The 18,635-nt window shown below is 64.7% G+C and carries 13 protein-coding genes; 7 read left to right on the top strand and 6 right to left on the bottom strand.

Annotated features, from left to right (window positions below):
* Window positions 1-7 precede the first annotated feature (7 nt).
* From glgB to M2S36_RS07290, 3 genes are all read right to left on the bottom strand, one after another.
* Window positions 8-2,218 carry a 1,4-alpha-glucan branching protein GlgB gene (gene glgB / locus M2S36_RS07300; protein WP_207831118.1) on the bottom strand — a complete coding sequence of 737 codons (2,211 nt, stop codon included), beginning with the start codon at window positions 2,216-2,218 and terminating at the stop codon, window positions 8-10.
* On the bottom strand, window positions 2,219-5,536 hold the full coding sequence (gene treS / locus M2S36_RS07295) for a maltose alpha-D-glucosyltransferase (protein WP_333956895.1): 3,318 nt from the start codon (window positions 5,534-5,536) through the stop codon (window positions 2,219-2,221). It lies immediately after the preceding gene.
* 164 nt (window positions 5,537-5,700) lie between these two features.
* The gene (locus M2S36_RS07290; protein ID WP_333956894.1) at window positions 5,701-7,719 is read right to left on the bottom strand and encodes an alpha-1,4-glucan--maltose-1-phosphate maltosyltransferase; all 2,019 of its coding nucleotides are present in this window, start codon (window positions 7,717-7,719) and stop codon (window positions 5,701-5,703) included.
* Window positions 7,720-7,859: 140 nt separating this feature from the next.
* Here M2S36_RS07290 and M2S36_RS07285 point away from each other — a divergent pair, with 140 nt between their 5' ends.
* On the top strand, window positions 7,860-8,021 hold the full coding sequence (locus M2S36_RS07285) for a hypothetical protein (RefSeq protein ID WP_172827510.1): 162 nt from the start codon (window positions 7,860-7,862) through the stop codon (window positions 8,019-8,021).
* 140 nt (window positions 8,022-8,161) lie between these two features.
* Here M2S36_RS07285 and M2S36_RS07280 read toward each other — a convergent pair whose 3' ends face one another.
* Window positions 8,162-9,844 carry an AMP-binding protein gene (locus tag M2S36_RS07280; RefSeq protein ID WP_333956893.1) on the bottom strand — a complete coding sequence of 561 codons (1,683 nt, stop codon included), beginning with the start codon at window positions 9,842-9,844 and terminating at the stop codon, window positions 8,162-8,164.
* A 320-nt stretch (window positions 9,845-10,164) separates the two neighbouring features.
* Here M2S36_RS07280 and M2S36_RS07275 point away from each other — a divergent pair, with 320 nt between their 5' ends.
* The 4 genes from M2S36_RS07275 to M2S36_RS07260 are packed head-to-tail and all read left to right on the top strand — an operon-like array spanning window position 10,165 to window position 15,722.
* The gene (locus M2S36_RS07275) at window positions 10,165-11,328 is read left to right on the top strand and encodes an isovaleryl-CoA dehydrogenase (RefSeq protein WP_025339821.1); all 1,164 of its coding nucleotides are present in this window, start codon (window positions 10,165-10,167) and stop codon (window positions 11,326-11,328) included.
* 19 nt (window positions 11,329-11,347) lie between these two features.
* Complete coding sequence (locus tag M2S36_RS07270; RefSeq protein ID WP_207831107.1) at window positions 11,348-12,955, top strand: carboxyl transferase domain-containing protein; 1,608 nt, start codon at window positions 11,348-11,350, stop codon at window positions 12,953-12,955.
* Window positions 12,956-12,957: 2 nt separating this feature from the next.
* Window positions 12,958-13,773, top strand: a complete 816-nt coding sequence (locus tag M2S36_RS07265) for a gamma-carboxygeranoyl-CoA hydratase (RefSeq protein ID WP_207831104.1) — start codon at window positions 12,958-12,960, stop codon at window positions 13,771-13,773.
* Window positions 13,770-15,722, top strand: a complete 1,953-nt coding sequence (locus M2S36_RS07260; RefSeq protein ID WP_333956891.1) for an acetyl/propionyl/methylcrotonyl-CoA carboxylase subunit alpha — start codon at window positions 13,770-13,772, stop codon at window positions 15,720-15,722. The genes M2S36_RS07265 and M2S36_RS07260 overlap by 4 nt, the downstream gene beginning before the upstream one ends.
* A 136-nt stretch (window positions 15,723-15,858) precedes the next feature.
* Here the strand turns inward: M2S36_RS07260 and M2S36_RS07255 are convergent, their stop codons facing one another.
* Together M2S36_RS07255 and M2S36_RS07250 are read right to left on the bottom strand one after the other, a co-directional pair.
* Complete coding sequence (locus M2S36_RS07255; RefSeq protein ID WP_333956890.1) at window positions 15,859-16,473, bottom strand: LexA family protein; 615 nt, start codon at window positions 16,471-16,473, stop codon at window positions 15,859-15,861.
* Between the two features lie 79 nt (window positions 16,474-16,552).
* A complete protein-coding gene (locus M2S36_RS07250; RefSeq protein ID WP_284379434.1) occupies window positions 16,553-17,260 on the bottom strand; it encodes a LexA family transcriptional regulator in 708 nt (235 codons plus the stop codon).
* 88 nt (window positions 17,261-17,348) lie between these two features.
* Between M2S36_RS07250 and M2S36_RS07245 the strand changes: the two genes are divergently transcribed.
* Both M2S36_RS07245 and M2S36_RS07240 read left to right on the top strand, forming a co-directional pair.
* Entirely contained in the window at window positions 17,349-17,660 is a 312-nt protein-coding gene (locus tag M2S36_RS07245; protein ID WP_284379437.1) for a DUF6124 family protein, read from the top strand.
* Between the two features lie 439 nt (window positions 17,661-18,099).
* Window positions 18,100-18,615, top strand: a complete 516-nt coding sequence (locus tag M2S36_RS07240) for a DUF4880 domain-containing protein (RefSeq protein WP_063912627.1) — start codon at window positions 18,100-18,102, stop codon at window positions 18,613-18,615.
* The last annotated feature ends 20 nt before the right edge of the window (window positions 18,616-18,635 follow it).

Here is an 18,635-nt window from a genome sequence, read left to right as displayed (position 1 = left end):
CAACACATCAGGCTGGTTTCATTATCAGAACCCCAAGTGGCGGCAGGTTCAGGGCCAGCGACTGCGGCTGCCCATGGCTGGCTATCTCGTCACTCTCCACCACCCCCAGGTTGCCGACATTGGACCCGGCATACAGCTCTGCATCGCTGTTCAACAGCTCCTGCCAGCGCTCGCCGAACGGCACGCCAATGCGATAGCCCTCGCGCGGCACCGGCGTAAAGTTGGCCACCACCAGCACCGGCTCGCCATTGCTGCTCCAGCGCAGCCAGGCATACACGCTGTTCTGCGCATCGTCACCAATCAACCACTGGAAACCCTGCGGCTGGCAATCCTGCTCGTGCAGCGCCGGCACTTCGCGATACAGGCGGTTGAGGTCGCCCACCAGGCGCTGTACCCCCTGGTGCTCAGGGTACTGCAGCAGGTACCAGTCCAGCTCGCCATCGTGGTCCCACTCACGCCACTGGCCGAACTCGCAGCCCATGAACAGCAGCTTCTTGCCCGGATGCGCCCACATGAAGGTGAGGTAGGCACGCAGGTTGGCGAATTTCTGCCAGCGGTCGCCGGGCATCTTGTCGATCAGCGAGTGCTTGCCGTGCACCACTTCGTCGTGGGAGATGGGCAGGATGAAGTGCTCGGAATAGGCATAGATCAGCCCGAAGCTCATCTCGTTGTGGTGGTAGGTACGGTGCACCGGGTCGTTCTGGATGTAATGCAAGGTGTCATGCATCCAGCCCATGTTCCACTTGTAGGCAAAGCCCAGGCCGCCCTGCTGGGTCGGCTGGCTGACGCCGGGCCAGGCGGTGGACTCCTCGGCGATGATCAGCGCGCCCGGGGCCTCGTGGGCCGCCACGCCGTTGAGGTGGCGGATGAAGTCGATGGCCTCCAGGTTCTCGCGCCCGCCGTGGCGGTTGGGCACCCATTCGCCGGCTTTGCGTGAATAGTCGCGGTACAGCATCGAGGCCACCGCATCGACACGCAGGCCATCGATGTGGAAGTGCTTCAGCCAGTGCAGCGCCGAGGCCATCATGAAGCCGCGCACTTCGTTGCGGCCAAGGTTGTAGATCAGCGTGTTCCAGTCCTGGTGGTAGCCCTCCAGGGGGTTGTCGTATTCGTACAGGGCGGTGCCGTCGAAACGCGCCAGGCCGTGTTCGTCAGTGGGGAAATGCGCCGGCACCCAGTCGAGCAGCACGCCAATGCCGCCCTGGTGGCAGGCGTCGACGAAGGCGGCGAAGTCCTCGGCACTGCCGTAGCGCGAGGTGGGCGCGAACAGCGACAGCGGCTGGTAACCCCAGGAGCCGCCGAACGGGTGCTCCATGATCGGCAGCAGTTCGATGTGGGTGAAGCCCAGCTCCTGAACGTACGGCACCAGGCGCTCGGCCAGCTCGCGCCAGTTGTAATAGCGCCCGACTTCGCCCGCCTCATCCAGCTCGCAGCGCCAGGAACCGGGGTGCAGCTCGTAGATCGACAGCGGCGCGTTGTAGGCATGGCGCTGCGCGCGTTGCGCCATCCAGTCGTGGTCTTGCCAACCGTGGCTGAGCGCCCCGGCAACCTTGGAGGCGGTGCTCGGCGGCAGTTCGGTGGCGCGCGCCAGCGGGTCGGCTTTCAGGGGCAGTATGCCGTCCTTGCCCAGCACTTCGAACTTGTAGGTTTCGCCCACGCCCAGGCGCGGCACGAACAACTCCCACACCCCGGCGCTATGGCGCAGGCGCATGGGGTGGCGGCGGCCGTCCCAGTTGTTGAAATCGCCCACCACCGACACCCGACGCGCGTTCGGCGCCCACACCGAAAAGCACACGCCGTCGATACCATCGACCTGGATCGGCTGGGCACCAAAGCGCCCCGACAGGTCGCGGTGGTTGCCTTCGGCGAACAGGTACAGGTCCATGTCGCCCAGTTGCGGGCCGAAGCTGTAGGGGTCTTCGGTGACCTGCTCGCCGCCGGCCCAGCCGATCTGCAGCAGGTACGGGTGTGCTTCATCGAGGTGCGCGGTGAACAAACCGGGCAGGCTGCCCTGCTCCATTTCGGTGAGGATGCGCCCGTCATGCCGGGCCAGCATGCGCACATTCAGGGCATTGGGCAGGAAGACGCGGACCACCTGCCCGCCCGTACCGTCGCCGTGGGGGCCTAGTACCGCAAATGGATCGGCGTGCTCGGCGCGGGCCAGGGCGTCCAGGTCCCGTTGCCGAAGGCCGCCGTTTTCACGCGTGGTTGCATTCATCTATGACTCTCCCCAGGTACTGATCAGTCCATGCAGGCCATGCAAGGGCACGGCCAACCAACTCGGACGGTTCTCGGCTTCGTATGTGATTTCGTAGGCGGCTTTCTCCACGCAGAACAGCTCCAGTGCGGCACGCTCGCCCTCGGCCTGCTGCCAGGCGTGGGGCATGGCTGCAGTGGCCAGGCCATAGGCTTCGACAAAGGCATGCCGCGACTGGTGCAGGTACTGCCGGGCAACACGTTGCCGGGCCTGGCGGGCCGGACCGGAAAGGTCGACCGCAGACGCATTGCGCAAGATCATGGCAGCAGCATAGTCGAAGGATCGCAGCACGCCGCTGACATCCTTGTACGGGCTGTGTTTTGCCCGGCGCTCTTGCAGCGGCCGGGCCGGCTCACCTTCGAAATCGATGAGGTAGGCATCGCCCTGCACCACCAGCACCTGGCCCAGGTGCAGGTCGCCGTGCACGCGCATCAGCAGGCCGCCCTGGGCCTGGCGGGCCAGGTTGGCAATGTGCTGGGCCAGGCCGTCGCGCTGTTGCTGCAAGTCGTCGACCAGCGCCTGGCTGTCGCTGTCGAGGCTGTCGCGGTGCTGGGCCAGCAGGTCGAGGGCATGGGTAAGCTCGGCACTGATCTGCGTACTCCAGCGTTCGCTGTCGTCGGCATCGCTTGGGCGCGGCTGGAAGGCCTCGTCATTGGTCGGTGCGGCCAGCAACAGGTGCATCTCGCCCAGGCGTTGGCCGAGCAAGGCGGCAAAGCCGGTGAGTTCGGCCAATGCGTCGGTGTGTGCCTCGGCGTCGAGGCTGGAGGGCTCCATCTGGTCGCGGATGGCCCGCTCCAGGGTGTTCTGGGTCCAGGCCCAGGCATCACCCTGGTTGCTCAGGTAGCCCTGGGCGATCATCAGCAGGTGTGGCGCGCCCTGCTCGTCCACCCGGCTGACCCAGGCCAGCAACGGCGAAATATTGGCAAAGCCTGCGGCGGTCAGGTAGGCACTCATTTCCAGCTCCGGGTGCACGCCCGGGCTGACCCGGCGGATCAGCTTGAGCACCACATGGTCGCCAACCACCACCGAGCTGTTGGACTGCTCGGCGCTGAGGTAGCGCACGCTGCTTTCGTCGTTCAACGCCAGGTCCGCCAACTGCTGCGTGCTTTCGAAACACAGCTCGCCCTCGCCGTTGCCACAAGGCAGATGCATGCCCTCCTCACAGGCACGCAGCACTGCGCGGACGAACGGCTCGAGAACAAAGGCGTCGGTGATCAGGCCAACCTGATGGGTACGGCGTACCCGCGCCAGGGCGAGCTGTTGCGGCAGCGCGGTGTTGATCTGTTCCTCGGGCAGCAACCCGAACGGCAGTTGGTAGCGGTTGGCCACACCGTCGCTGAGCACTTCGATTTCACCGAGCAACACCGGCGTGGTGGCCGTGCCGAAGCGCACGCCGTAGCACAGGCGCACGGCGTCGATCGGCCCTTCCTTGCCGGCGAACCAGCGCCGCTTGGGCAGGTACTGCGGCAGGATGGCGCTTTGCAGGGTATCGCTGGCGGGGGCTTCCAGCAGTTCTTCCATGCGTTTGCGCAGTACCAATGTGGTCAATTCGGGTAACCCCTCGGTGGCCTGGATGTGCCAGCTGGGCATGCGGTCGTGGGACGCCAGCAGGAACCAGTAGAAGGCATAGGGTGGCAAGGTCAGCAGGAACGGCAGTTGGCCGATCGGCGGGAAGGCGCTGCCGCCGAGCATCTCCACCGGTACTTTGTCGGCGTAATGTGACAATTCCAGTTCAGCCGCCTGGGCGGCGCGGGAGACGTTGGCCACGCACAGGATGACCTCGGTGTTGCCCTCGGCGTCGGTGTACTCGCGCAGGTAGGCGAGGATGCGCCGGTTGTTCGGCGTGAGGGTGCGCAGGCTGCCGCGGCCGAAGGCCTTCTGCTGCTTGCGCACCGCCAGCATGCGCCGGGTCCAGTTCAGCAATGAGTGCGGGTCGTTGGCCTGGGCCTCGACGTTGACGGTCTGGTAACCGTACAGCGGGTCCATGATCGGCGGCAGCACCAGCCGCTGCGGGTCGGCGCGGGAGAAACCGCCGTTGCGGTCCGGTGACCATTGCATGGGCGTGCGCACGCCGTCGCGGTCGCCCAGGTAGATGTTGTCGCCCATGCCCAGTTCGTCGCCGTAGTACAGCGTGGGGGTGCCGGGCATCGACAGCAGCAGGCTGGTGAGCAGTTCGATGCGCCGACGGTCACGCTGCAGCAACGGCGCCAGGCGCCGACGGATGCCCAGGTTGATGCGCGCGCGGCGGTCTTCGGCGTAGTAGTTCCACAGGTAGTCGCGCTCGCGGTCGGTGACCATTTCCAGGGTCAGCTCATCGTGGTTGCGCAGGAAGATCGCCCATTGGCAGTTGGCGGGGATTTCCGGGGTCTGGCGCAGGATATCGGTGATCGGGAAGCGGTCCTCCATGGCCAGGGCCATGTACATGCGCGGCATCAACGGGAAGTGGAAAGCCATGTGGCATTCGTCACCCTCGCCTTCGCCGAAGTACGGGCGGGTGTCCTCGGGCCATTGGTTGGCCTCGGCCAGCAGCATGCGGTCGGGGTAATTGGCGTCGATTTCGGCGCGGATCGCCTTGAGCACGTCGTGGGTTTCGGCGAGGTTCTCGTTGTTGGTGCCATCGCGCTCGATCAGGTAGGGGATGGCGTCCAGGCGCAGGCCATCGACCCCCAGGTCGAGCCAGAAGCGCATCACCCCGATCACGGCCTTGAGCACTTGCGGGTTGTCGAAGTTGAGGTCGGGCTGGTGCGAGTAGAAGCGGTGCCAGAAGTACTGGCCGGCGACCGGGTCCCAGGTCCAGTTGGACTTCTCGGTGTCGAGGAAGATGATACGCGTGCCGTCGTACTTCTGGTCGTCATCCGACCACACGTAGAAGTCCCGCGCCTTGCTGCCGCGCTTGGCATGGCGGGCGCGCTGGAACCAGGGGTGCTGGTCGCTGGTGTGGTTGATGACCAGCTCGGTGATGACCCGCAGGCCGCGTTTGTGCGCCTCGGCGATGAAGCGGCGGGCATCGGCGAGGTTGCCGTAGTCGGGGTGCACGGCCTTGTATTCGGCGATGTCGTAGCCGTCGTCGCGACGTGGCGAGGGATAGAACGGCAGCAGCCACAGGGTGTTGACGCCCAGCTCGGCGATGTAGTCGAGCTTGCTGATCAGGCCGGCGAAATCGCCGATGCCATCGTTGTTCGAATCGAAGAACGACTTGATGTGCAGCTGGTAGATGACGGCGTCCTTGTACCACAGCGGGTCGTCGATGAAGGCTGCCGGGCGGGAACGCTTGGCCATATGCGACTCCTTTCAATTCCAGGTTGCTCTGGCCCCAATGCACAAGCAACTGACTTGACACGAACCCTGTGGGAGCGGGTTTNNCACCGGCGAAGCCGGTGCCATGCTCCGCGGCGCCTGCTTCGCGGGTAAACCCGCTCCCACAGCGGATGGCGTGTACCTTGTTAACGGGCCTTTTCGATGCGCCAGATGCCGAACGGCAAATGCCAAGGCTCGATGCGCATCCATTGGGTCTTGCCGTACCACGACCAACGGTGGCCGTTCATCAGGTCTTCACCCTGGGTTTCGGCGTTGTCGTCCAGCCCCAGCTCCCAAAGCGGCAATTCGAAATGCGCCTCCTGGGCGTTGTGCGGATCGAGGCTCACCGCGATCAGGATGTAGTTGTCGCGCTCCGGCGTGCGCTTGGCGAAGTACAGGATGTTGTCGTTCCAGCAGTTGAAGAACGCCACGCCCAGGTGAGTCTGCAAGGCGCGGTTCTGTCGGCGGATGCGGTTGAGCTGGGCGATTTCGGCAATGATGTTGCCGGGCTGGCTGAAATCGCGCGGGCGAATTTCGTACTTCTCCGAATCCAGGTACTCCTCCTTGCCCGGCAGTGGCGTGCCTTCGCACAGCTCGAAGCCCGAGTACATGCCCCACAGCCCCGACCCCATGGTGGCCAGCGCCGCGCGGATGAGGAAGCCGGCACGGCCGGAGGTGTGCAGAAAGTACGGGTTTATATCCGGCGTATTGACGAAGAAGTTGGGCCGGTAGCACTGTCTCCACGGCGGCTGGTTAAGCTGCTCGAAGTACTCGCGCAGCTCCTGTTTGTGATTGCGCCAGGTGAAGTAGGTGTAGCTTTGCGCATAACCAACCTTGCCCAGGCGCGCCATCATCGCCGGCCGGGTAAACGCCTCGGCAAGGAAAATCACCTCGGGGTGCTGGCTGCGCACATTGGCGATCAGCCATTGCCAGAACGGCAGTGGCTTGGTGTGCGGGTTGTCGACGCGGAAGGTTTTCACCCCTTCCTCGACCCAGCCGACCACCACGTCACGCAGGGCCAGCCACAGCGAGGGCACGGCGTCGGGTGCGTAGAAATCGACGTTGACGATGTCCTGGTACTTCTTCGGCGGGTTCTCGGCATAGCGGATGGTGCCGTCCGGGCGCCAGCTGAACCAGCCAGGGTGCTCCTTCAGCCAGGGGTGATCCTGGGAGCACTGGATGGCGAAGTCGAGGGCGATTTCCAGGCCATGTTCGGCCGCCGCGGCCACCAGGCGACGGAAGTCGTCGCGGCTGCCCAGTTGCGGGTGGATTGCCTCGTGGCCGCCTTCCGGGCTGCCGATGGCATACGGGCTGCCCGGATCGCCGGGCTCGGCTTTCAGGGCATTGTTACGGCCCTTGCGGTGCTGCATGCCGATGGGATGAATGGGCGGGAAGTACAGCACGTCGAAGCCCATGTCGCGGATCATCGGCAGGCGCTCGTGCACATCATTGAAGGTGCCGTGGCGCTCGGGGCTGTCGGTGATCGAGCGCGGGAACAGCTCGTACCAGCTGGCGAACTGCGCTGCCGGGCGGTCGACATCGACGGGGAATTCACGGCTGCGGGCCAGGTAGCTGCGGTGCTCGGCATCGCTCATCAGGCGCGCGGTGGCCGGGTCGAGAAACAGCGCCACCTGGTCGTCGGCATCCAGGGTGGAAAGGCGCTGCTGGATGGCCTGAAGTTCCTCGCGCAGGGCACCGTCGCACAACTCGATGCCCTTGCCCAGCATCAACCGGCCTTCCTCCAGCTCCAGCCTGACCTCGACACCGGCGTGGTACTTCTTCTCCAGGTCGTGACAATAGGTGGCGAACGGGTCGATCCAGGCCTCGATGCTGAACAGGTGCGGGCCCAGCTCGGTGGGAGTGAACTCGGCCAGCCACAGGTCGTTGCCCGGCGAATGCATGGGCACGCAATGCCAGCGCCGGCTGTGGGCCTGGCGCCAGCTGAGCATCACCGCCAGGCGGTCGTGGCCGTCGCTGTAGACCTTGCTGCTGACCGCCACTGGTTGGCCACTGATGGCCTTGGTGGCGAAGGTACCGGCTTCGAGCACGGGTTGGGTGTCTTCGATCACGATGCGTGGCGCCAGCAGCGCCTGGGACAGGCTGATGGCCTGGTCCGGGTGATCGTTGGCCATGGGCACGCTTTCGAAGGGCTCGTTTCGTGACATCGGACCTTGCTCCCTCAGGCTGGTAGCGGTAAGGGTTCAGAGCCGGGCACAGGCGTGGGGTTCAATAAAATTGAGCGAACGGCAGCTGCCAGGAGTCGAAGCCTGCAGCACCTCTTCAATTACCCATGCGAGGTCAGGCCATGAACATTCCCATTCCACCGGAGACACCCGACCCCAACATCGACGACCCCAGCCTGCCGCCGCCCGTGCCGGAAGAAGCCCCGGACGAGCTGCCGATCAAGCCGACCGTGCCGCCGACGGTGGGCGACCCGCCCAACCAGGAGCCACCGGTAGAGGCTTAAGGGTAGACCAGGATTCTGTGCTGGCAGGGCCGGCCTCTTCGCGGGTAAACCCGCTCCCACAGGTACAGCACCAACCTCGAAGGCTGTGCAATACCTGTGGGAGCGGGTTTACCCGCGAAAGGGCCGGCGGACCTGGCCGATCAACCGGCAGATACAGCCGAGATCTCCGCCACACTGATCTCCCGCATGCGGAACTTCTGCACCTTGCCAGTCACCGTCATCGGGTACTCGTCGACGAAGCGGATGTGCCGCGGCACCTTGAAATGCGCAATGCGCGCCTTGCACCAGCCCTGCAGTTCCTCGACCGTGGCACTGTGCCCCGGGTGCAGCTTGATCCAGGCGACGATCTCCTCGCCATAACGGCTGCACGGAATGCCGATCACCTGCGCATCGGCCACCGCCGGGTGGGTGTAGAAGAACTCTTCCAGCTCACGCGGGTAGATGTTCTCGCCGCCGCGAATGATCATGTCCTTGTTGCGCCCGACAATACGTACGTAGCCGTGCTCGTCCATCACCGCCAGGTCGCCCGAGTGCATCCAGCCGGCCGGGTCGATGGCATCCGCCGTGGCCTGGGGGTTGTCCCAGTAGCCGAGCATCACGCTGTAGCCGCGGGTGCACAGCTCGCCGATCTCGCCGCGCGGGACGATGCAGCCGTCGGCGTCCACCAGCTTGTTCTCCAGCTGCGGCTGGGTGCGACCCACGGTGGTCACGCGCAGTTCCAGGCCGTCGTCCGGGCCGGTCTGCAGCGACACCGGGCTGGTTTCGGTCATGCCGTAGGCGATCTGCACTTCGGCCATGTGCATCTGGTCGATGACCCGGCGCATCACCTCGATCGGGCAGGTGGCGCCGGCCATGATGCCGCTGCGCAGGGTCGACAGGTCCATTTGCGCACGCGCGGGGTGGTCGAGCATGGCGATGAACATGGTCGGCACACCATAAAGGATGCTGGCGCGCTCTTCGGCCACGGCGCGCAGGGTGAGCTCGGCGTCGAAGGCGTCGTTGGGGTAGATCATGGTGCTGCCATGAGTGATGCAGCCGAGGTTGGCCATGACCATGCCGAAGCAGTGGTACAGCGGCACCGGGATCACCATGCGGTCACGTGCGGTCAGGCCCAGGCTTTCGCCGACCATGAAGCCGTTGTTGAGGATGTTGTAGTGGCTGAGCGTGGCGCCCTTCGGCGCGCCAGTGGTGCCGGAGGTGTACTGGATGTTCACCGGCTGGTCGAACTGCAGGCTTTGCTGGCGCGCCGCGCAGGCCTCGACGGAGGTCTGCCCTGCCCGCTCGGCCAGCGCTTGCCAAGGCAGGAAGCCTGCCGGCGGGTTGGCGGCCAGGCTGACCACACCGCGCAGGTCGGGCAGGCGTTCACTGACCATTTCACCCGGGATGGCGCTGGCCAGTTCGGGTGCCAGTTCCTGGACCATGGCGTGGTAGTCGGACGTCTTGAAGGCATCGGCACACACCAGCCAGCGGCAGCCGGACTGGCGCAGCACGTATTCCAGCTCGCCCACGCGGTAGGCCGGGTTGATGTTGACCAGGATGGCACCGACCTTGGCGCTGGCCAGCTGCAGGATGCACCACTGGGCGCAGTTGGGCGACCAGATGCCGACCCGATCGCCGGTGTTCACGCCCAAGGCCATCAAGGCACGGGCATGTACCTCGACCTGCTCGGCCAGCTGCCGCCAGCTGTAGCGCAGGCCCTGGTGACGCGACACCAGTGCCTCGCCATCGGCAAAACGGGCCACGGTGGCATCGAAGGCCTGGCCGATGGTCTGGGTCAGCAAGGCTTGGTCCTGGCGACCGCGGGTATAGCTTGGTTGACTCATGGGTGTCCCTTCTTGTGGTTGTTCTGGGCACGACTGAAGCAAGCGGGAATACTCTGGCGCAGATTTACGTTTACGTAAAGGTGATGAGTCGATTGACAGTGACCGTCCACAGGTTTACGTTAACGTAAAGGTGAAAACGACATCGGGTTTGTCGGCGTATCACCGACCCTGTGGGAGCGGGTTTACCCGCGAATGCGATCATCCAGGCAATGACGGTGGCCCTGCTGACGCATTCGCGGGTAAACCCGCTCCCACAGGGCCGGTGGATAGCCCTTGAGCTACGGTGTTACCCAATTTCAAGAACAAGAAGGTGCCCCAGCATGCATTACCCCACCCTGAACTTCGCCCTGGGCGAAACCATCGACATGCTCCGCGACCAGGTGCGCACCTTCGTCGCCGCCGAACTGGCCCCGCGCGCCGCGCAAATCGACCACGACAACCTGTTCCCGGCCGACATGTGGCGCAAGTTCGGCGACATGGGCCTGCTGGGCATCACCGTACCGGAAGAATATGGCGGTGCCGGCCTGGGCTACCTGGCCCACGTGGTGTCGATGGAAGAAATCAGCCGTGGCTCGGCCTCGGTGGCCCTGTCCTACGGCGCCCACTCCAACCTCTGCGTCAACCAGATCAACCGCAACGGCAGCCACGAGCAGAAGCTCAAGTACCTGCCCAAGCTGATCAGCGGCGAGCACATCGGCGCCCTGGCCATGAGCGAGCCCAACGCCGGCTCCGACGTGGTGTCGATGAAGCTGCGCGCGGAAAAGCGCGGCGACCACTACGTGCTCAACGGCAGCAAGACCTGGATCACCAACGGCCCCGACGCCAACACCTACGTGATCTACGCCAAGACCGACCTGGACAAGGGCGCGCATGGCATCACCGCGTTCATCGTCGAGCGTGACTGGAAAGGCTTCAGCCGCAGCAACAAGTTCGACAAGCTGGGCATGCGCGGCTCCAACACCTGCGAGCTGTTCTTCGACGGCGTCGAAGTGCCGGAAGAAAACATCCTCGGCCAGCTCAACGGCGGCGTGCGCGTGCTGATGAGCGGCCTGGACTACGAGCGCGTGGTGCTGTCCGGGGGCCCGACCGGCATCATGCAAAGCTGCATGGACCTGGTGGTGCCCTACATCCACGACCGCAAGCAGTTCGGCCAGAGCATCGGCGAGTTCCAGCTGATCCAGGGCAAGATCGCCGACATGTACACCCAGCTCAACGCCAGCCGCGCCTACCTGTATGCCGTGGCCCAGGCCTGCGACCGTGGCGAGACCACCCGCAAGGATGCCGCCGGGGTGATCCTGTACACCGCCGAACGCGCCACGCAAATGGCCCTGGAGGCGATCCAGATTCTGGGTGGCAACGGCTATATCAACGAATTCCCGGCAGGCCGCCTGCTGCGCGACGCCAAGCTGTACGAGATCGGTGCCGGCACCAGCGAAATCCGCCGGATGCTGATCGGCCGCGAACTGTTCAACGAAACCCGCTGAGCACAGGGGACGCGCGCACATGGCTACCTTGCACACCCAGATCAACCCGCGCTCGGCGGAGTTCGCCGGCAACAGCGCGGCCATGCTCGAACAGGTCCAGGCCCTGCGCGGCCTGCTCGCCCAGGTGGCCCAGGGCGGTGGGCCCAAGGCCCAGGAGCGGCACACTTCGCGCGGCAAGCTGCTGCCGCGCGAGCGCATCGACCGCCTGCTGGACCCGGGCTCGCCGTTCCTCGAAATCGGCCAACTGGCCGCCCATGAGGTATATGGCGAAGACGTGCCTGCTGCGGGCGTAATCGCCGGCATCGGCCGCGTCGAAGGCGTGGAATGCATGATCGTGGCCAACGACGCCACGGTCAAAGGCGGCTCCTACTACCCGCTGACGGTGAAGAAGCACCTGCGTGCGCAGACCATCGCCCTGCAGAACCGCCTGCCGTGCATCTACCTGGTGGACTCCGGCGGCGCCAACCTGCCACGCCAGGACGAAGTGTTCCCCGACCGCGAGCACTTCGGGCGGATCTTCTTCAACCAGGCCAACATGAGCGCACTGGGCATTCCGCAGATTGCCGTGGTGATGGGCTCGTGCACCGCCGGCGGTGCCTACGTGCCAGCGATGGCCGACGAAGCGATCATGGTGCGCCAGCAAGCGACCATCTTCCTCGCCGGCCCACCCTTGGTAAAGGCCGCCACCGGTGAAGTGGTGAGTGCCGAAGACCTTGGCGGCGCCGATGTGCACTGCCGCACCAGCGGCGTGGCCGACCACTACGCCGACAACGACGAACACGCCCTGGCACTGGCCCGACGCAGCGTGGCCAACCTCAACTGGCACAAGCTGGGCAAGCTGCAGCGCCAGGCCCCGGTGGCCCCCCTGTACGCCGCCGACGAGCTGTACGGCGTGGTGCCGGCCGATGCCAAGCAACCGTTCGACGTGCGCGAGGTGATCGCGCGCCTGGTCGACGGCTCGGTGTTCGATGAATTCAAGGCGCTGTTCGGTACCACCCTGGTGTGCGGCTTCGCCCACCTGCACGGCTACCCGGTGGCGATCCTGGCCAACAACGGCATCCTGTTCGCCGAGGCCGCGCAAAAAGGCGCGCACTTCATCGAGCTGGCCTGCCAACGCGGCATCCCGCTGCTGTTCCTGCAGAACATCACCGGTTTCATGGTCGGTAAAAAGTACGAGGAAGGCGGCATCGCCAAGCACGGCGCCAAGCTGGTCACCGCCGTGGCCTGCGCCCAGGTGCCGAAGTTCACGGTGATCATCGGTGGCAGCTTCGGTGCCGGCAACTACGGCATGTGCGGCCGGGCGTACGACCCGCGCTTCCTGTGGATGTGGCCCAACGCGCGGATTGGCGTGATGGGGGCCGAACAGGCCGCCGGCGTGCTGGCCCAGGTCAAGCGCGAACAGAGCGAGCGCAGTGGCCACCCGTTCAGCGCCGAGGACGAAGCCCGGCTCAAGCAGCCGATCCTTGACCAGTACGAGCATCAGGGCCACCCCTACTATTCCAGCGCCCGCCTGTGGGACGACGGTGTCATCGACCCGGCACAGACCCGCGACGTGCTCGGCCTGGCGTTGTCCGCCGCGCTGAACGCACCGATCGAACAGAGCCGCTTCGGCATTTTCCGGATGTGACCATGAGCGATTTCAGCACCCTCGAAGTGATCCGCGACCCGCGCGGCTTCGCCACCCTGTGGCTGAGCCGCGAGGACAAGAACAACGCCTTCAACGCGCAGATGATCCGCGAACTGATCGTCGCCCTCGACCAGCTGGCCGAGGACGCCAGCCTGCGCTTCGTGCTGTTGCGCGGCCGTGGCCGACACTTCAGCGCCGGCGCCGACCTGGCCTGGATGCAGCAGTCGGCGCAACTGGACTTCAACACCAACCTGGATGATGCCCGCGAGCTGGGCGAGCTGATGTACGCCCTGCACCGCCTCAAGGCGCCGACCCTGGCCGTGGTCCAAGGCGCGGCCTTTGGCGGCGCGCTGGGCCTGATCAGCTGCTGCGACATGGCCATCGGCGCCGAAGACGCCCAGCTGTGCCTGTCGGAAGTGCGCATCGGCCTGGCCCCGGCAGTGATCAGCCCGTTCGTGGTCAAGGCCATCGGCGAGCGCGCCGCACGCCGCTACGCCCTCACCGCCGAACGTTTCAGTGGCGTGCGGGCCCGCGAGCTGGGCCTGCTGGCCGAGGTGTACCCGGCCAGCGAACTGGACGCCCAGGTCGAAGCCTGGGTCGCCAACCTGCTGCAGAACAGCCCGCAAGCGCTGCGCGCCACCAAGGACCTGCTGCGCGAAGTGGACGCCGGCGAACTCAGCCCGGCGCTGCGCCGCTATTGCGAAAACACCATCGCCCGCATCCGCGTCAGCGCCGAAGGCCAGGAGGGCCTGCGCGCCTTCCTGGAAAAACGCCGCCCCGCCTGGCAAACCGATGACAAGAAGGAGCCGCGCCCATGAGCCGCCCCGCTTTGACCACCCTGCTGGTCGCCAACCGCGGCGAAATCGCCTGCCGGGTGATGCGCACCGCCAAGGCCATGGGCCTGACCACTGTCGCCGTGCACAGCGCCACCGACCGTGATGCCCGGCACAGCCGCGAAGCCGATATCCGCGTCGATCTCGGCGGCACCAAGGCTGCCGAAAGCTACCTGCTGGTCGACAAGCTGCTGGCCGCCGCCAAGGCCAGCGGCGCCCAGGCCATCCACCCGGGCTATGGCTTCCTGTCCGAGAACGCGGGCTTTGCCCGCGCCATCGAAGAGGCCGGGCTGATCTTCCTCGGCCCACCGGCCAGCGCCATCGACGCCATGGGCAGCAAGTCGGCGGCCAAGGCGCTGATGGAAGCCGCTGGCGTGCCGCTGGTGCCGGGCTACCACGGCGAAGCCCAGGACCTGGACACCTTCCGCGCCGCCGCCGAACGCATCGGCTACCCGGTGCTGCTCAAGGCCAGCGCCGGCGGCGGTGGCAAGGGCATGAAAGTGGTCGAGGAGGAAAGCCAGCTGGCCGACGCCCTGGCCTCGGCACAGCGTGAGGCGCAGTCATCGTTCGGCGATGCGCGCATGCTGGTGGAAAAATACGTGCTCAAGCCTCGTCACGTGGAAATCCAGGTATTCGCCGACCAGCACGGCAACTGCCTGTACCTCAACGAGCGTGATTGTTCGATCCAGCGCCGTCACCAGAAAGTGGTGGAAGAAGCCCCTGCACCAGGCCTGTCACCCGAATTGCGCCGGGCCATGGGTGAGGCGGCGGTACGCGCAGCCCAGGCCATCGGCTACGTGGGCGCCGGTACCGTGGAGTTTCTGCTCGATGCCCGCGGCGAGTTCTTCTTCATGGAGATGAACACCCGCCTGCAGGTGGAGCACCCGGTCACCGAAGCCATTACCGGCTTGGACCTGGTGGCCTGGCAGATTCGCGTGGCCTGCGGCGAGGCCCTGCCGATTACCCAGGACCAGGTGCCGCTGATCGGCCATGCCATCGAAGTGCGCCTGTACGCCGAAGACCCGGCCAACGAATTCCTGCCCGCCACCGGCAAGCTGGCGCTGTACCGCGAGTCGGCAGCCGGCGAAGGGCGACGGGTGGACAGCGGGGTCAGCGAAGGCGATGTGGTGTCGCCGTTCTACGACCCGATGCTGGGCAAGCTGATCGCCTGGGGCGAAGACCGCGAACAGGCACGCCTGCGCTTGCTGGCCATGCTCGACGAGTTTGCCATTGGCGGGTTGAAGACCAACATCGCCTTCCTGCGGCGCATTCTCGCCCACCCGGCGTTTGCGGCAGCGGAGCTGGATACCGGCTTCATTCCGCGTCATCAGGCGGTTTTGCTGCCCGCACCGCAAGCGCTGCCGGCAGGCTTCTGGGAAGCGGCGGCCGAGGCCTGGCTGCAGGGTCAGGCCGCACATCAGCGGGAGGACGACCGCAGTTCGCCATGGGCCGAGCGCAACGGCCTGCGCCTTGGCCTGCCGGCGCGCAGCAGCCTGCATCTGGTGAGTGGCGGGCAGGACCAGGCAGTAGCCCTGGAGCGCAGCGCTGCGTCTACCTGGCAGCTGGTGGGCGAGCAGTTGGTACATGACCAGGCGGGCGTGCGTCGCCAGCATCTGGCGATCCGCCGCGGTGGCACGCTGTACCTGCACTGGGAGGGTGAGATGCATGCCATCGAAGCCTTCGACCCGATTGCCGAGGCCGAGGCCAGCCATAGCCATCAAGGCGGCCTGGGCGCGCCCATGAACGGCAGCATCGTGCGGGTACTGGTGGAGCCGGACCAGGTGGTGGAAGCGGGTACGGCGCTGGTGGTGCTGGAAGCCATGAAGATGGAGCACAGCATTCGCGCGCCGCATGGCGGCACGGTGAAGGCGTTGTTCTGCCAGGAAGGGGATATGGTCAGCGAAGGGACGGTGCTGGTCGATTTGGCAGAGTAAGCGTCCTGGGGGCCGCTTTGCGGCCCTTTCGCGACACAAGGCCGCTCCCACAAGTACCGCGCCAACCTCAAGGCATGCACCGTACCTGTGGGAGCGGCCTTGTGTCGCGAAAGGGCTGCGCAGCAGCCCCGGCAATCTAGAAGGAGCCATGCACCCGCACGACCACGCCCAGAAACTCGCAGCCTTCTTCACACAGGACTGTCGGATAGCGCGTATTCAGCGGCTTGAGCATCTTGTCTCCGCCCTCCTCGACCAACTGCCGCAATACTGCCGGCCGCCCGGGCTGCCGCGCGATTACCAACCTCCCTGGTTCTGCCGGCAGGCCGGTATCCACCAGCACACGCATGCCCTCAGGCACGCTCTTGCCACTGGCGGCATTCATCGAGTCGTTTTCCACCACCAGCCAGAACGCATTGCCGGCGGGCATATAGTCCGTCTGTTCATGGGATTTGCTTGCGTCAGGCATAGGCCCCTGCAAATCAGCCCAGCTCAGCACGGGGAAGCGATAGCTTCTACAACCCCCTGAGGCTTCAGACGCTATGCCACGCTCAACCACCATGACTTGGGCCTCCAGAGACCCCAACCCAAGCTTCTCGAGCTTTTCGTTGATGGTCTCCAGTGTCGGCCGTCGTGTACCGCGCAACCAATGCCCTACGCCGCCCTGTGTCATCCCCAGGCGTTCGGCCAGCTTGAGCTGGCTGAGGTTGTGTTCACGCTTGTAGCGTTTGAGAAATGCGATCCAGTTTTCCATGAGCGGATACTGCAGCTCCAAGACTTGCGCCATCCCTGTAGGAGCGGCCTTGTGTCGCNNGCGCAGCAGCCCCGGCAATCTAGAAGGAGCCATGCACCCGCACGACCACGCCCAGAAACTCGCAGCCATCCTCACACAGCAGCGCCGGGTAGTTGCTGTTAAGTGCCTTCAGGTACCGTTGCCCACCTTCCTCCGCCAACTCACGGAAGATCGCCGGTTTGCCCGGCTGACGAGCGATAACCAGACGCCCTGGCTCGGCATCTACCCCAGGGTCCACCAACATCCGCATACCCTGCGGCACACTGCGGCCACTGGCGGCACTCATCGCATCATTCTCGACGGTCAGCCAGAACGCCTTGCCTTGGGCCAGGTAGTCAGTCTGCTCGAACACACCTGGCTCCACCCCCTCTGCGATACCTAACTCTTCCCAACCCAGCACCGGGTAGCGGAAGCACACGATGTATTGCATGAGGTCCAGGTCGTCATCGGTGTCATCCACCTCGTAAATACCGCGTTCCTCGCCAACCTGACCAATAATGCGCAGCTGTAGGCTGACGTTGTAGTGGGGCATGCCAATCTCGACGAATGTGCGGTTCATCGACTCGATCTTCGGCTGCCGCCGCTTGTTCACCCAATGCCCGACGCTGCCCTGAGACACGCCAACGCGCTCGGCAAGCTGCTCTTGAGTGAGCCCTAGCTCCTCCATCCGGTCACGGACGAGGGCAATCCATTTATCCATATTCATCGCTGGCACGATACGGACTGCCTTCTGGCGCTCAATAAACATTCAGTATTATTTATCGGAAGGCATAAAAATACTTTAGGTATTAGTATCGACCTGGACCCTTTCCCTACTGGCTTTAGCAGGTATCAGGATGAAACCACCGAAAAACGACGAAACAGATCTCGACAGCGAAGCCGCCCGCCGCGCTCTCGACTACTACCTCAACCCCAACCCACCGCGTCCCACTCTGGACAACAAGATCTGGACCCTGCACCAGGGCGTAACCACCGACCAGGCGCAGGAGCACGCCATCGCCCTGCTGCGCTGCGCCGCCGCCACCGCACAGGAGACCGCAACCCACCAGCAGGGCAGCCAGCGCGAGCTGACCTTCGCCCTGATGCACATGATGGACATGGCCCGCGCACTGCTGGAGCACAAACGCACCGGGGAACCGGGTTTGTAGAGACGAAAAGAAGGGAGAGAACGTGATGGCCGGGTAACGGCAAAGCCCCGATTGCCGGGACAAGGAAGCGCACCGGTAAAACTTTTTTACCGGATTAGCGAAAATTCATTTGACTGGCAAATGATAACGATTATTATTGCACTCAGCTGATCGCAAGATCTGCTGGATAACCTGGAGCTTAGGTCGCTCTCAGATTATCTCCTCATCAGGCTAATCACGGTTTTTGACCCGGCTTTTTGCTGGGTCTTTTTTTTGGCTCTTCAGGCTAATGAAGATCGTGATGGCGCGCATGATAGCAAAGGTGTTTCAGGGCGTGAACGCTCATTACAAAACTTTGCGGAATCAGCACTTGAGAATCAATCTCGTTTCGCCTACGCTGATCATGCATCACGGAAGATGCCCCCACCCCTCTCCCCCTTACCAGAGCAAGGAGCTGTCCATGACCCGTCTGCTGCTGCCCCTTGAGCACCCAGGCCCTGCTGCCGAACATCATGTCGACGACGCCCTGCTGTACGCCCTGAAGCGCCTGCCACGGCGTGTGCAACAGGTGTTCCTGCTCAACCGACTCGACCAACTGGATTTCGCCAGCATCGCCGCCCGCCTCGACCTGCCATTGGCGAGCATCGAGCGGCACATGGACCAGGCACTGCAGGCCGGCCGCTCGCGCCGGGATGTGCTGGCGAGTGTTGCCGGGCAATGGTACGTGCGCTTGCAGAGCCCACAGGTGACGGCGTGCGAGCGGATTGATTTTCGCCGTTGGCTGGATGCGGACATGGCGAATCTGCAGGCGTTCCATGACACGGAACTGCACTGGCGCAGCCTGTTGGCACCGGCACGGCAACTGGGCCAGGACGGCTGGTACCGGCAAGGTCGGGCGGCACTGTCGTTGGGCGGCTGTTCGGTTGCGGTCGGACTTGGCGTGGCGGCGTTGGTGCTGTTTGGTATCTGGGCCTGATCAACACCTCAGCTACGCCG

Source organism: Pseudomonas sp. SF2, assembly GCF_036858055.1.
In the GTDB taxonomy this organism is placed as follows: Bacteria; Pseudomonadota; Gammaproteobacteria; order Pseudomonadales; family Pseudomonadaceae; genus Aquipseudomonas.
The sequence above is the reverse complement of the archived record's forward strand: the minus strand, read 5'-3'. Positions and strand labels throughout refer to the sequence as shown.

Coding starts and splice junctions, on each gene's coding strand:
- glgB (WP_207831118.1), bottom strand. CDS start 2,218: ATGAATGCAACCACGCGTGAAAACGGCGGCCTTCGGCAACGGGACCTG.
- treS (WP_333956895.1), bottom strand. CDS start 5,536: ATGGCCAAGCGTTCCCGCCCGGCAGCCTTCATCGACGACCCGCTGTGG.
- M2S36_RS07290 (WP_333956894.1), bottom strand. CDS start 7,719: ATGTCACGAAACGAGCCCTTCGAAAGCGTGCCCATGGCCAACGATCAC.
- M2S36_RS07285 (WP_172827510.1), top strand. CDS start 7,860: ATGAACATTCCCATTCCACCGGAGACACCCGACCCCAACATCGACGAC.
- M2S36_RS07280 (WP_333956893.1), bottom strand. CDS start 9,844: ATGAGTCAACCAAGCTATACCCGCGGTCGCCAGGACCAAGCCTTGCTG.
- M2S36_RS07275 (WP_025339821.1), top strand. CDS start 10,165: ATGCATTACCCCACCCTGAACTTCGCCCTGGGCGAAACCATCGACATG.
- M2S36_RS07270 (WP_207831107.1), top strand. CDS start 11,348: ATGGCTACCTTGCACACCCAGATCAACCCGCGCTCGGCGGAGTTCGCC.
- M2S36_RS07265 (WP_207831104.1), top strand. CDS start 12,958: ATGAGCGATTTCAGCACCCTCGAAGTGATCCGCGACCCGCGCGGCTTC.
- M2S36_RS07260 (WP_333956891.1), top strand. CDS start 13,770: ATGAGCCGCCCCGCTTTGACCACCCTGCTGGTCGCCAACCGCGGCGAA.
- M2S36_RS07255 (WP_333956890.1), bottom strand. CDS start 16,473: ATGGAAAACTGGATCGCATTTCTCAAACGCTACAAGCGTGAACACAAC.
- M2S36_RS07250 (WP_284379434.1), bottom strand. CDS start 17,260: ATGTTTATTGAGCGCCAGAAGGCAGTCCGTATCGTGCCAGCGATGAAT.
- M2S36_RS07245 (WP_284379437.1), top strand. CDS start 17,349: ATGAAACCACCGAAAAACGACGAAACAGATCTCGACAGCGAAGCCGCC.
- M2S36_RS07240 (WP_063912627.1), top strand. CDS start 18,100: ATGACCCGTCTGCTGCTGCCCCTTGAGCACCCAGGCCCTGCTGCCGAA.